Below are 13,418 nucleotides of genomic sequence, written 5' to 3' on the forward strand. Positions count from 1 at the left end.
CCGTCCGCCGCTCGTTCCACGAGCTTCACCCCCGAAGGGGATCCGCTCGCTTCCCGCGCTCGACTTGCATGTATTAGGCACGCCGCCAGCGTTCGTCCTGAGCCAGGATCAAACTCTCCATAAAAGTTGAGATTGATTAGCTCTTTGCACACCGAATGTGCTTGTTTGAATTCCTTCTATTTAAAGAAAGAATATCTTGACGTACTGGTTGGTTCGTTCAGTTTTCAAAGATCAAATACTGCCTTACCGACAGTAATCAAATTCTAGCATAATGTGTTAGATACTGTCAATGCATTTAATAGAATTTGTTGAATAAAGTTTTTGTTTTCTTCTTGTAAAGTTGCTCTCAAATAAGCAACGTTAACTACTATACCTTGCTATCTAATAAAAGTCAACAGGTTCTCTACGTTTTTTAATTTATTGCTAACCTATCAAATTTCAATGCTTATAGAGTAAAAACTCTTAACCGCAGACATTAAAAAGCACCCCTCTACAGATCATTCCACGCAGCAGGAGCACTTTTTATGATTTTATATAATAAATCGCTTGGTGCCTTTTTTTCCGTATGATCTTTGCCGCTAGTTTTGCACCACGTTTATCATCTGATACTAGCAGAATTTTCTCAGGGCAGTCAAACCTCTCTTTTAAAGTCCTGGATAAATAACTCAAAGGAATGTTTTCTGCTCCTGGGTAAGGGGAGCGGTAAGCTGATATATAATCCCGAATATCAATTACGCAAAAATCAGCGCCTGAAAGTTTGGAGTGGCTATAAGGTTTTAAAGCCGTATTTAGATAAGCATTGTACAGGAACAGGGCTGCTATAATGAATATGGTTACATAGAATAAAGTCATGGCTCTTACCCTTTCTAATTAAAAAACTAATTCTCCCGTCCACTTCAGCATGCCGCCTTGCATGTTTTTAACATGATTAAACCCTTTTTCTTTCATGAATCCGGCTGCGTTCATGCTCCGACTACCTGAACGGCAGACAAGTATATACTCTTCATCTTTAGGATATTGATCAATTTCATAAGGAATGTTTCCCAGAGGAATATGCTTAGCTGTAGGAATCATACCTTGAGCTACTTCCTCATCTTCTCTTACATCTATAATCGTCAGTGTTTTATCTTGCGAAATCATTGTATCTACTTCTTGAGGTGTAATTTCTTCAATTTGGTTCATAACTTCTCCTCCTTCAAATCAACGTACAAGATTTATTCTATTAAAATATACTTCAAAGTCAAGAGATTGATTTCACATCCTCAAAACTATATAAAGGCCACCTCCATATTAATAAGGAAGTGGCCTTTATACTCATTAATTTGCTACGATATTCACAAGTTTTCCTGGTACGGCTATTACTTTTCTTACAGTTTTCCCTTCAAGCCACTGCTGTACATTTTCATTTTCTAATGCTTGCTTCTCTAAGTCTTCTGCAGAAGCTTCCTGATTAACCATCATTTTAGCCCTGACTTTACCCATCACCTGCACAACAATTTCCACTTCATCCTCTACAAGTTTTTCCTCGTCAAATGAAGGCCATTGCTGATAAGTAATTGTTTCTGGATGCCCGAGCTTTTCCCATAACTCTTCCGCTAAGTGGGGAGCTACAGGGGATAGAAGCTTAACGAACCCTTCCACATACTCTTTTGGAAGTTCTTCAGCTTTATACCCTTCATTAATGAAAACCATCATTTGGGAAATACCAGTGTTAAACCGGAGAGCTTCAAAGTTTTCCGTAACTTTCTTAACCGTCTCATGATAAACCTTTTCGAGTTCGTTTTCGGAAACCTCTGGTTTTACAGCTTCAGCTAATTTTCCATCCACGACCAATAATCTCCATACGCGATCCAGGAATCGGCGGGCACCATCCAATCCATTCGTAGACCAGGCTACTGATGCGTCCAATGGACCCATAAACATTTCGTAAAGTCTTAAGGTATCAGCTCCGTGCGAATGAACGATATCATCAGGATTTACTACATTACCTTTAGATTTACTCATTTTTTCATTGTTTTCACCAAGAATCATTCCCTGGTTGAAAAGCTTTTGGAAAGGTTCTTTTGTAGGGACTACCCCTGCGTCGTAGAGAACTTTATGCCAGAAGCGAGCATATAGCAAATGAAGAACTGCGTGTTCCGCGCCGCCAATATATACATCGACAGGAAGCCATTTCTTAAGTTTTTCGTAATCGCCAAGCTCCTGCTCATTATGCGCATCAATATACCTCAGGTAATACCAGCAGCTGCCGGCCCATTGTGGCATCGTGTTCGTTTCGCGTCTTCCCTTCATTCCTGTGTCTGGATCTACTACATTTACCCAGTCATCAATATTGGCAAGCGGAGACTCTCCTGTGCCTGACGGCTTAATTTCCGTAGTTTTTGGAAGCTCCACTGGTAATTCCGTCTCAGGAACCGGTGTAATGGAACCATCTTCCCAATGAATAACGGGAATAGGTTCTCCCCAGTACCGCTGCCTGCTGAACAGCCAGTCACGTAAACGATAGGTCGTTTGCTTTTTACCGCGGCCGTTATTTTCCAACCATTCGATGGCGTGTTCTATTGCCTCATCTTTGCCCAGACCATTTAGAAATTCTGAGTTGATATGCTTGCCATCACCCGTATAAGCTTCTTCGTTTACATCCCCGCCTTCAACAACTGGGACAATTGGCAAATCAAATTTCTGAGCAAACTCATAGTCACGTTCATCGTGTGCAGGTACAGCCATAATTGCTCCGCTTCCGTAGCTCATTAGGACATAGTCAGCTACCCAGATCGGCAGTTTTTCTCCATTAATAGGATTCATCGCATAAGAGCCTGTAAATACTCCGGATTTATCTTTAGCTAGGTCCGTGCGCTCCAAGTCACTTTTGTTCATAGCTTTTTCGACATATGCCTGAACTGCTTCCTTATGATCAGCCGATACGATTTGCTCCACAAGCGGATGTTCTGGAGAAAGCACAGCATAAGTAGCACCAAATAATGTATCTGGACGAGTTGTAAATACATCAAAGGTTCCTTTTTCTCCCTCGATATGGAAGGTTACTTCAGCCCCTTCTGATTTACCGATCCAATTACGCTGCATGTCTTTAATGCTTTCAGGCCAATCTAGATCTTCCAGATCATCAAGCAGCCGATCTGCATATGCCGTAATTTTTAACATCCACTGCTTCATTGGTCTGCGTTCAACCGGATGATCGCCACGCTCACTCTTACCATCAATTACTTCTTCATTAGCAAGTACGGTTCCCAATGCAGGGCACCAGTTTACAGCAACTTCATCTATATAAGCTAAGCCTTTTTCATACAACTTTAAGAAAATCCATTGCGTCCATTTGTAATAATTCGGGTCAGTCGTATTTACTTCCCGGTCCCAATCATAGGAAAAACCCAGTTCCTGAATTTGACGGCGAAAGGTCTGAATATTTTGAGCTGTGAATTCCTCCGGATCATTTCCTGTATCCAGCGCATACTGTTCTGCTGGAAGCCCAAAGGCATCCCACCCAATCGGGTGCAGTACTTCATACCCCTGCATTCGCTTCATTCTTGAAAGGATATCTGTAGCTGTATATCCTTCAGGGTGTCCTACATGCAACCCTGCTCCTGATGGGTATGGGAACATATCCAGCGCGTAAAATTTCTTCTTCTCTGACTCACTGTCCGTTTTGAACGTTTTTTGATCAAGCCAGTATTCCTGCCACTTCTTTTCAATCTTCTTATGATCAAAAGCCATTTCTTTTCCTCCTCATGTTCCTATCAAAAATACAAAAAGCCCCTCATCCCTATATGGGACGAGAGGCTTGATTCCCGCGGTACCACCCAAATTAACGTTTTTTTAACGTTCACTCGTGTATCGATAACGGCGATTCACCGGCAAAAAGCTACCATTAATGTTCACTTCTGCGACATCCGAGGCGAGTTCGTAAAAATCAAGAACAGCTTTCACCAGCCGCTGTCTCTCTAAAAACTTGATTTATTCCTACTACTCCTCTTCCACGTCATTTAGTTTATAATCGTATCTTAATGAAACCAAAAGTCTTTGTCAAGCTTACCAGGCCCATGTTTATAGTTAGAAGATAAAAGGTAAACAAGTTTGTAATGATTCTTATAAGGAGGTCGCATCCATGAAAAATCTTGTACGTAAAGCTGCGAACTATGCAAAGCGCAATCCACAAAAGACCAAGAGTTATGCCCGTAAAGCTGTGAATAAGCTACAAAATCGCAGCAGTAAATCGAAAGCAAAATAACTAGATCCTTATAAACTACATCTTTTACAGATGTAGTTTTTTTATACCTCTACTAACCTCGCTGCTAACTTCCAGGCTCACGTACAGACCCTCCTAATATAAAGAAGCTTGTTTAACTTAGATGAATAAAATTAATAACTTATCTATCAAAGACCTTCCATTAATCTATTACTCCGTGTTAATGAATGTGATGGTTAGCTAAAAAGGATTTATAATTTGAACGTTAATCATGCTACAATAAGGCTTGCCTTAAACAAATGAAAAGGAGCTTTTAGAACTTATGACTTTGCAGCCTATACTGAATTATGCCCATTCTTTAATAAAAGCTGTCATTAACCACGGGGACGTCGCCGTTGATGCTACATGCGGTAATGGTCACGATACCTTATTCCTCAGTAGTCTAGTGGGAAAGGAAGGTTATGTTTACGGCTTCGACATTCAAAAACAAGCGATCGCCCAAACCGAGGAGCGATTAAAGAAACACTGTGCAGAGGAGCAAGTAACTCTAGTCCAGGACTCTCATGCACAAATTGCCAAGTACATCCCTGCCAGCCACCAATTTGAAATTAAAGCAGCCATTTTCAACTTAGGATATTTGCCAGGAAGTGATAAAAACATTGTAACTACACCTCAAGAAACGATTGCTTCCGTAAAGCAGCTCCTTTCCTTTTTACAACCGGGAGGAATAATTGTTCTTGTTATTTATCATGGCCACGCAGGTGGAGCAGAAGAAAAAGATGCTTTGGTGCAGTATGCAACATCACTGGAGCAAAAGTCCTTTCAAGTATTACAGTATGGCTTCATCAACCAGAGGAATTCTCCGCCGTTTATAATAGCCATCGAAAAAAAATAGCCTGGTCCCTATAATGGACGACCAGGCTTTAATTTATGGTACATTTTAGTATTATAGTAAAAGAACTTCGCTTTACGTCCACTCACCTTCAGCAGATCTTTTACAAAACTTTTCGCATTATCGAGCTTTCCTACTTTACGGTCAGCAAGGTACATGCCAACCAGCCCCTCATGAATCATCTGATGAAATGCTGTATCAGGAAGTTTTTGTACTTCTTCATGAGTTTGTTTGACAAAATATTCAAATCGATGCTTCATTTGTTCTTCATGGGCATAATAGGAACAAAAGTTTAAATCCCCTTCTTCTTCGTCTTCCCGCTGATCAATATAATAGTCAAGCAGGATGTGAAGCCCCTGCATAAAAGGGAAGTAACTTTTCTCAACTTGTATCGCTAGTGATTCATCCATACGACCGTTAAGCATATAGGATACAAGGCAAAAAATTCCCAATGTAGAGCCAGTACAGGCAGAGAACTCATACCACTCTAGATGGGGCCACTCAGATTGATGATCTTTAAACCAATTTTTAAGACGCGGTATTCTTTCCTCTTCAATCACGTGTTTATGTACTTGCAAGTCTGTATACAACGACCCAAGTTTCAACGTGTGGTTCTGCACAAAGGGATAATCTGAAGAGTCCTTAAGTACATTTTGACAAGTATATACAAGATCTCTTAAATAATCCCCATCATCTTTATCATCACGGTAACAGTAATAATCTTTCACTTCATTTTCAGGGGTCAAGGCATCTGTCATGGATTCATGAAGCATTCGGAAATCGGTTGGATCCATGGAAGTACTGCGGTCACACAAATTATCCAGATAGTCACTAATGGTTTGATAAGCCACAATAAAACGAATCGACTCTTTCCATTTTGGTCCAGCGAGCATGGAATAAATGGAACCTCCTTCACAATGGAAGGTCTTATCTTCAATACTTGCCATCGCCTGGGTTCTCAGTTCATGGTTAGGGATCTTTTTAGCGCGATCAATCCAATAATTCAGTTCCTTATGAACTTCAGGAAAAACCTCTGTGTACACTCGATACATTAAACGAACAGCATTTTGTGGTACCTGGGTTGCCACTACAACTCCCCCTTTCCTGCTTGTTTTACTTGGAGATTTATGAAATTCAGAGCGAAATTGTAGACGTTTTCCTGCTCAGGTTCATTGAAGATTTCATGATAGAATCCCGGCCATTCTTTATAGGTTTTTTCCTGGCAGCCGACTTTATGAAACCACTCTTTAGTTTTTTCGGAATCTACCATATAATCCTCACCTGCCTGCATGACTAATAAAGGCACGTTCGGAAACTCTCCTACTTCCGATAATGACTTCTTAATTGCTTTACGGAATTCCTTATACCATCGAATAGATATTTTCTCTATGATAAGAGGATCTTGTTTATCATTGGCAATAACATCTGGATTACGCGTAACATACTCTGGTTTAAAAGGGGCTTTCACGAGAACGGAAGGCCAAACTTTATTCATTACATGAGTGACCGCTTCCAGAGACTTACTGGCTCCGTTTAATATCCCTACGGCAGGGGAGGAGAGAATCACTCCATCCACCGAAGGCTTTAACTCTTGCATAACCCTCATGACCACAGTCCCTCCCATACTATGCCCCAGTAAAAAAACAGGACGGGATGAGTCCGCTATTTGAAGCCATTTACGTACAGTATCTATGTAGGCTTCAAATTTTTTTATATGACCTTTTTTCCCTTCAGTTGAGCCTTGGCCTGGAAGATCACCATAAATAACATTAAATCCATCGTCACGAAAGCTTTCTGCCAGTGATTGATAACGTCCGGCATGTTCAAAAGCACCATGAACAATAACAATTGTGGCTAAATTTTGATTGGAGTTTAATCGTTTCACTTCTACACGGCTCCTATCACTTTGCTATACTTAATATAACCATATTATAAGGGGGTTTAGTATGATTTGCGAATATAAAGGAAAAGAACCTCAGATTGATGAAACTGCTTATATCGCTGAAGATACTGTAATAACGGGGGATGTAACGATCGGTGCTTACTCAAGCATTTGGTTTAAAACAGTTATTCGAGGAGATGTATCATCCGTACATATTGGCAACAATGTGAATATTCAGGACTTAAGTCTGCTGCATCAAAGTCCAAATCTTCCATTGGTAATTGAAGATGGTGTGACGGTTGGTCATCAAGTTACCCTTCACTCTCCGCATATTAAGAAAAATGCTTTAATAGGCATGGGAGCCTTAATCCTGGACGGAGCTGAAATAGGAGAACAGGCTTTTATTGGCGCCGGCAGTCTCGTACCTCCGGGAAAGGTGATTCCTCCGAACACCCTTGCTTTCGGCAGGCCGGCCAAAGTTGTACGTGAATTGACCGAAGATGACATAAAAGAAATGAATCGAATCCGGTCCAGTTATATAGAGAAAGGTCAATATTACAAAGGATTGCAAGATTGATCCTGGATAACTCTCCCAGTACAAACCAGACCACTTACGTTTATTTTAAAAAAACTGTTAAACTTCCGATTTGATTTTAAGGTTAAACTCTACATGAGATGGATTCAAAAAAAGGGAACTATCCTATTTAAGGAGTTCCCTTTTTAAAATATAGTAACTGTTCCTTTAACTGAAACGTTGTATTAATTTATCCGCCTTATCCGTTTTCTCCCATGGAAACTCTACATCTGTGCGGCCAAAGTGCCCGTAAGCCGCAGTCTGTCTATAGATAGGCCTGCGTAAATCAAGCATCTTAATGATACCGGCTGGACGAAGATCGAACAGATCTCTTACCGCTGCAACGAGGTCCTCTTCAGTTACCTTTCCTGTGTTAAAGGTATTGATGGAAATGGACACAGGCTGTGCCACCCCAATAGCGTAGGCTAACTGCACTTCAACTGTATCAGCAAGACCAGCTGCTACAATATTTTTAGCTACATATCTGGCTGCATAAGCAGCAGAACGATCTACCTTTGTGGCGTCTTTTCCACTGAATGCCCCGCCGCCATGACGGGCATAGCCACCATAGGTGTCAACAATAATTTTTCTACCTGTTAGTCCAGCGTCCCCTTGAGGCCCTCCAATAACAAAGCGGCCTGTAGGATTAATGAAGTACTTGGTACTGTCATCAATTAAATGACTCGGAACAACTGGATCAATAACCTGTTCTTTAAGATCTTTTTTTATTTGTTCAAGTGTAATCTCTTCAGCATGCTGAGTTGATATAACGATCGTATCTACGCGAACAGGCTGATCATTAGCATCGTACTCAATCGTCACTTGTGTTTTCCCATCTGGCCGCAAGTATTCCAGCGTTCCATCGTTACGTACATCTGATAACCGTTTGGAAAGTTTATGGGCTAATGAAATTGGTAAAGGCATCAATTCTTTGGTTTCATTATTGGCAAAACCAAACATCAAACCCTGGTCTCCTGCGCCTATAGCTTCTATTTCATCATCGCTCATCTGGCCTTCTCTGGATTCATAGGCAACATCCACGCCGCCAGCAATATCAGGAGACTGCTCATCAATTGCTGTCAATACAGCACACGTATCAGCGTCAAATCCAAATTTAGCTCTTGTATATCCAATTTCCTTGATTGTTTTACGAACAATGGCTGGAATATCAACATACGTGTTGGTACTGATTTCTCCTGAAACAAGTACTAGTCCCGTTGTTACCGTTGTCTCACATGCAACCCTTGCATTTGGGTCATTTTTTAAAATTTCATCTAAAATGGCATCAGAGATCTGGTCACAAATCTTGTCAGGGTGACCTTCTGTAACAGATTCTGATGTGAATAACCGGCGATTGGCTGGCATTCTGAAAAACTCCTCCTTCTGTAAGTACAAAGTATTAGACGGAACTCTTTACCAGTATGTGTAGAAACTTTTTCATAGTTTCAATCTATGCTCTTTTCTTATGGATGTCACAACCTAAGGTGCAAGCAATTTGGAATAGCAATAGGCATATCAGGTGGTTTAGATATTGCCTTATAAATAGAAAAAACCCTTCCTGACTCGAGGAAAGGGGGCTGCTTCCTTTCGCTCTTATCGTCCAAGGAGTATTCGTCCTTGCTTCAGGTTAGCACCATGTCATATTGCACATGACGGTTGCTGGGCTTCAAAGGGCCTGTCCCTCCACCTACTCTGGATAAGAGAGTTTCCGTTCTAGGATATCGTATCGAAAACGTACTTTAATGTCAATTAAAGCATTAATGACGTGAAAAATACCTATTTTTAGGATCGTAGCCTTAATTCAATCTCTTATTTTCACTTTTAGGGGCACCCAGCTTTTTTTTGGGAAAAGTATTAAACCTTCCCGCCATTCCTACATAGTATAATTCATATGACTTTTCTCATTCTCCTTCCTTTATATTCTCCATATTAAAGGAAGAAATTAATTACAAAGCTCACCAGAAAATAAGTGGGCGGATTATTTTCATCTTCAGGTTGGCCTTCCTATAAAGGTCTATAGTAATCGATGATGCGGATTTCCCTGCACATTTCTATCTAAGAATGAGAAGGAGGCAGGCACGCCAACACGAAAGCGATTGGCGTTCAATTTCCACCTCATCCAGCTAAAAAAATACCTTTCGAGATTTAAAGAAAAGCCTTAAAAAAATTTTGAAAGCATTTTCATTATTAGTATGGATTAATAAATCAATTGTGTTATACTAATGTTCAGATTAACACATAGCTTGGATTAAAATCTTCTTATAAAGGCGGGTAGACACATATGAGTGCCATTAATCAAATGTCAGAATTGAATCTTTTATTAGCTCAAGACCATGTCCACCATCAATTATCGGTCCCTCAGCTAGTGGAAAGGGTTCTGGATCGCAACGAAGGAACATTGACAGACAAAGGTGCCATCCAGGCAACAACCGGTGCTTATACGGGAAGGTCTCCCAACGATAAATTCATCGTCAAGGATGACCAGTCTAGTCAATTGGTTGACTGGGGCAAAGTAAATCAATCTATTGAAGATGATGTATTTGTAAACCTTTATCATAAAGTACTGGATTACTTAAAGAACCGCAATGATTTATTCGTATTTAAAGGATACGCAGGAGCAGATGAAAAGTTCCGTCTTCCCATTCAGGTGATTAATGAGTTTGCATGGCATAACTTATTCGCCCACCAAATGTTTATCAGACCCGATGAAGACGAAGAGAAGAATCATGAGGCAGAATTCACGGTCATCTCTGCACCTACATTTAAAGCAGATCCAGCAGTGGATGGAACCAATTCGGAAGCCTTTATTATGATCTCTTTCAAACATCGTGTTGTACTCATCGGTGGAACAGAGTATGCTGGCGAAATTAAGAAATCTATTTTTTCAGTTATGAATTTCTTATTGCCTCAAAAAGACGTTCTTCCTATGCACTGTTCTGCAAACATCGGTAAAGAAGGAGACGTAGCTCTGTTTTTCGGTTTATCCGGAACAGGCAAGACGACTTTGTCCGCCGACCCTCATCGAAAATTAATTGGGGACGATGAACACGCTTGGTCTAATTTTGGCATATTCAACATTGAAGGTGGCTGTTACGCCAAATGCATTAACTTGTCTCAAGAAAAAGAGCCACAGATATTTAATGCGATTCATTTTGGGTCCGTCCTTGAAAACGTAGCTCTCGACAACGAATCACACACTCCAGACTACGACGACGTTAACCTGACGGAAAATACAAGAGCAGCCTATCCGATCCATCATATTGATAATATTGTACAGCCCAGTGTTGCGGGGCATCCTCATGCAATCATTTTCCTTACGGCGGATGCCACGGGGGTCCTGCCACCCATCAGTAAGTTAACCAGGGAGCAGGCGATGTATCATTTCTTGAGTGGATATACGAGCAAGCTTGCTGGTACAGAGCGGGGAATAACCGAACCGCAAGCTACCTTCTCAGCCTGTTTTGGTTCGCCTTTTCTACCTTTACCGCCTTCTACCTATGCTGAAATGCTAGGGGAGAAAATCGAGCAGTTCAATGCAGATGTCTACTTAGTTAACACAGGATGGACTGGTGGAAGATACGGAAAAGGCTCCCGAATGAAATTATCTTACACACGTTCTATGATTCATGCGGCTCTCGAGGGAGAATTAAATTCTGTAGAGACTTATACTGATCCTTTCTTTGGGCTCAACATCCCTACCCATTGCCCTGGCGTGCCAGATGAAGTGTTGATTCCTAGAAAAACGTGGGATAATCCAGAAGAATATGACCGGAATGCTCAAGAACTCGCTGAAAAGTTTCATGAAAACTTTAAGAAGTTTTCATATGCTACTGAAGAAATTAAGCAGGCAGGTCCATCTTATCATAGAGACTAACCACTAATGGCTGACCATAAAAAAGACGTCCAGGGACTACCCGGACGTCTTTTTTATTCCTCTTCATGATGCTGTTTAATTCTATGTAAGCATAAAGGAAGAACCTCATCTTTCATCATGAAGCTAAAGCGTTCGTTTGTTTTCATGCCTTTAGGGAGGTGTTGAAAAAGAACAGGGCCATACGTTTCAAAGTAATGCTCCTGTTTAGTCAAGGCTCCTATCGCAGCAAAGTACACATTCTTAATAACTGTGCCGCCTTTACCCTCTACGTGATACTGTCCTACATATTTTAAATCTTCCACGCAGCCTCCTGTTTCTTCCATTACTTCACGCACAGCCGCTTCTTCTGCTGTTTCTCCTTCCTCTACTTTGCCGCCTGGAAACTCAAACCCTCTGTCTTTGTGCTGGGTAAGCAACCATTGGTTATTGTACCGGCATATGACCCATACATGTTTAGGGAATTTAGAGAAAGGATGATCCTCAAAGGATAATCGAACCGAGTTTTGGTAAAAGTCGTTAAATGTCTTCATGCTAGATCAACTGCCTTTAATACTTGATGTGGGTACTTTCTTTATTCGAGCAATCCTTCACCTGTTTAAATCGTACCATAAGGATATATAAATACAAACTACTCCGAGCCAAAACTATAGCTTCTTTTTTTTATTTCTTCCTTTTAATACACATCAATAAACTCAAAAGGATTTTTTTGGTACATATTGAAACTTTCTACTTCTTATAACGTAAATAAGGTAAATACTTTACTGTGAAGGAGGATTCTTTTGAAGTTAAAATTAATTATGCTTATAAGTACGTTGGCAGCTTTTATTTTGATCAGTGGCTGCGCGAGCTCAGAAGGAGCAAAAGTAGAGGATATTTATACTAAGGCAGCTGAAGCCAGTAAGAGTCTTGACAACTTTGCCATGACAATAGAATCCAAACAAATTATTGATATGGGAATGGAAACAGGGACTGACGGCAGCGAAGATTCACTTGTTCCCGGCAGCATACCTATTGCTACTACGATAGACTCTAAAATGCAGACGGATCCTGTAGCTTTTCATCAAACCGTAGAAATGATGGGCCAGACTATTGAACAGTATTACACAGAAGATGGGCTTTATATGACAATGCCTACAAAAGAGGGGTGGTATAAAGCACCAAAACAAATAGTAAATCAGTTGAATGCGATGAGTGCCCAGCAGCAGAACCCCGCATCCCAGTTAGAAAACCTGGAAGACTATGTTGACGAATTTGAGCTGGAAGAAAGTGACTCCTCCTATACTCTCTCCTTTCATTCTGAAGGCGAGAATGTGAAGAAGCTTTTAAATGACTCTTTGAATGAGATGCTGCCCAAAGATCAGGTACCTGAAGATCTAATGGAAAAGATGACGGTAAACAAAGTAGATTATACATTTATAGTGAATAAAGAAACGTATTATCCAGAATCCGTTGATATGGAGATGGATTTCACAATTAATCAAAACGGTGAGAACACTCATATGGTCCAGACTATGAAAGGAAAATACAGTCAATTCAATGAGGTTGGGAACATTTCAGTTCCTGAAAAAGTTAAAACCAACGCCAAAGTAATTGAAGGAATGGAGAGTTTATTTCAGTCCTAAATTATTTATTTGAACCCGCTCCAGTAAAGGAGCGGGTTTTTAATCTTCTAATATTTTCATCTGCTCAATATGTTCTCTGGTCATTTCATCTCCAAGATCGTGAATCATTCGAAAAGCTGATTTTAATTCTACGTCGTAATCATCATTGTCCTGATCCTGGTGGTAGGGCATGGCAGGAATGTGGGCCCGAAAAAATGAACGCATATCAGAGTTGTACACTTCATCAAAAATTTCTCTGATTTTAATGATCTCCTCTTCGGTGGCAAATACAACGAAATCGTCATTATTGGCGTCATGATTAAGGGAGATTTCCTGGGTGCCCATATTAATGTAATACTTATTCTTATTCATATCCGTCGTCCTCCTCCGG

The 13,418-nt window shown here is 40.6% G+C and carries 13 protein-coding genes, 1 rRNA gene, 1 riboswitch and 1 other annotated feature; of the genes, 5 read left to right on the forward strand and 9 right to left on the reverse strand.

Annotation, left to right across the window (positions count from 1 at the left end):
• The 4 genes from ACTWPM_RS11770 to leuS form a co-directional block, all read right to left on the reverse strand.
• A 16S ribosomal RNA gene (locus ACTWPM_RS11770) occupies positions 1-124 on the reverse strand; the annotation flags it as partial.
• A gap of 398 nt (positions 125-522) precedes the next feature.
• On the reverse strand, positions 523-852 hold the full coding sequence (locus ACTWPM_RS11775) for a rhodanese-like domain-containing protein (protein ID WP_443133237.1): 330 nt from the start codon (positions 850-852) through the stop codon (positions 523-525).
• Positions 853-870: 18 nt separating this feature from the next.
• Positions 871-1,182 carry a rhodanese-like domain-containing protein gene (locus ACTWPM_RS11780; protein ID WP_443133238.1) on the reverse strand — a complete coding sequence of 104 codons (312 nt, stop codon included), beginning with the start codon at positions 1,180-1,182 and terminating at the stop codon, positions 871-873.
• A 135-nt stretch (positions 1,183-1,317) separates the two neighbouring features.
• Positions 1,318-3,732, reverse strand: coding sequence for a leucine--tRNA ligase (gene leuS / locus ACTWPM_RS11785; protein ID WP_443133239.1), 2,415 nt, complete (start codon positions 3,730-3,732; stop codon positions 1,318-1,320).
• Between the two features lie 51 nt (positions 3,733-3,783).
• Positions 3,784-4,004: a binding site (T-box leader), on the reverse strand.
• Positions 4,005-4,123: 119 nt separating this feature from the next.
• On the opposite strand from leuS, the gene ACTWPM_RS11790 reads away from it, so the two are divergent.
• Both ACTWPM_RS11790 and ACTWPM_RS11795 read left to right on the forward strand, forming a co-directional pair.
• A complete protein-coding gene (locus ACTWPM_RS11790; RefSeq protein ID WP_443133240.1) occupies positions 4,124-4,246 on the forward strand; it encodes a hypothetical protein in 123 nt (40 codons plus the stop codon).
• A gap of 280 nt (positions 4,247-4,526) precedes the next feature.
• The gene (locus tag ACTWPM_RS11795; RefSeq protein WP_443133241.1) at positions 4,527-5,099 is read left to right on the forward strand and encodes a class I SAM-dependent methyltransferase; all 573 of its coding nucleotides are present in this window, start codon (positions 4,527-4,529) and stop codon (positions 5,097-5,099) included.
• Positions 5,100-5,107: 8 nt separating this feature from the next.
• On the opposite strand, the gene ACTWPM_RS11800 is transcribed toward ACTWPM_RS11795, so the two are convergent.
• On the reverse strand, positions 5,108-6,148 hold the full coding sequence (locus tag ACTWPM_RS11800; RefSeq protein WP_443133336.1) for a tetraprenyl-beta-curcumene synthase family protein: 1,041 nt from the start codon (positions 6,146-6,148) through the stop codon (positions 5,108-5,110).
• Between the two features lie 35 nt (positions 6,149-6,183).
• The gene (locus tag ACTWPM_RS11805; protein ID WP_443133242.1) at positions 6,184-6,981 is read right to left on the reverse strand and encodes a lysophospholipase; all 798 of its coding nucleotides are present in this window, start codon (positions 6,979-6,981) and stop codon (positions 6,184-6,186) included.
• A 61-nt stretch (positions 6,982-7,042) separates the two neighbouring features.
• Between ACTWPM_RS11805 and ACTWPM_RS11810 the strand changes: the two genes are divergently transcribed.
• The gene (locus tag ACTWPM_RS11810; RefSeq protein ID WP_443133243.1) at positions 7,043-7,555 is read left to right on the forward strand and encodes a gamma carbonic anhydrase; all 513 of its coding nucleotides are present in this window, start codon (positions 7,043-7,045) and stop codon (positions 7,553-7,555) included.
• Between the two features lie 165 nt (positions 7,556-7,720).
• On the opposite strand, the gene metK is transcribed toward ACTWPM_RS11810, so the two are convergent.
• The gene (gene metK / locus ACTWPM_RS11815) at positions 7,721-8,917 is read right to left on the reverse strand and encodes a methionine adenosyltransferase (RefSeq protein WP_443133244.1); all 1,197 of its coding nucleotides are present in this window, start codon (positions 8,915-8,917) and stop codon (positions 7,721-7,723) included.
• Positions 8,918-9,142: 225 nt separating this feature from the next.
• Positions 9,143-9,255: riboswitch (SAM riboswitch) on the reverse strand.
• A gap of 578 nt (positions 9,256-9,833) precedes the next feature.
• On the opposite strand from metK, the gene pckA reads away from it, so the two are divergent.
• On the forward strand, positions 9,834-11,426 hold the full coding sequence (gene pckA / locus ACTWPM_RS11820; protein ID WP_443133245.1) for a phosphoenolpyruvate carboxykinase (ATP): 1,593 nt from the start codon (positions 9,834-9,836) through the stop codon (positions 11,424-11,426).
• A gap of 53 nt (positions 11,427-11,479) precedes the next feature.
• On the opposite strand, the gene ytkD is transcribed toward pckA, so the two are convergent.
• Entirely contained in the window at positions 11,480-11,956 is a 477-nt protein-coding gene (gene ytkD / locus ACTWPM_RS11825; protein WP_443133246.1) for an RNA deprotection pyrophosphohydrolase, read from the reverse strand.
• A gap of 249 nt (positions 11,957-12,205) precedes the next feature.
• Here ytkD and ACTWPM_RS11830 point away from each other — a divergent pair, with 249 nt between their 5' ends.
• On the forward strand, positions 12,206-13,048 hold the full coding sequence (locus tag ACTWPM_RS11830; protein WP_443133247.1) for a DUF6612 family protein: 843 nt from the start codon (positions 12,206-12,208) through the stop codon (positions 13,046-13,048).
• Positions 13,049-13,087: 39 nt separating this feature from the next.
• Here the strand turns inward: ACTWPM_RS11830 and ACTWPM_RS11835 are convergent, their stop codons facing one another.
• Positions 13,088-13,399 (reverse strand): hydrolase, encoded by a 312-nt coding sequence (locus ACTWPM_RS11835; RefSeq protein ID WP_443133248.1) that lies wholly within the window; start codon positions 13,397-13,399, stop codon positions 13,088-13,090.
• Positions 13,400-13,418: the final 19 nt, after the last annotated feature.

Origin of the sequence: Halobacillus sp. K22, assembly GCF_052246795.1 — a bacterium.
GTDB lineage: Bacteria > Bacillota > Bacilli > Bacillales > Halobacillaceae > Halobacillus.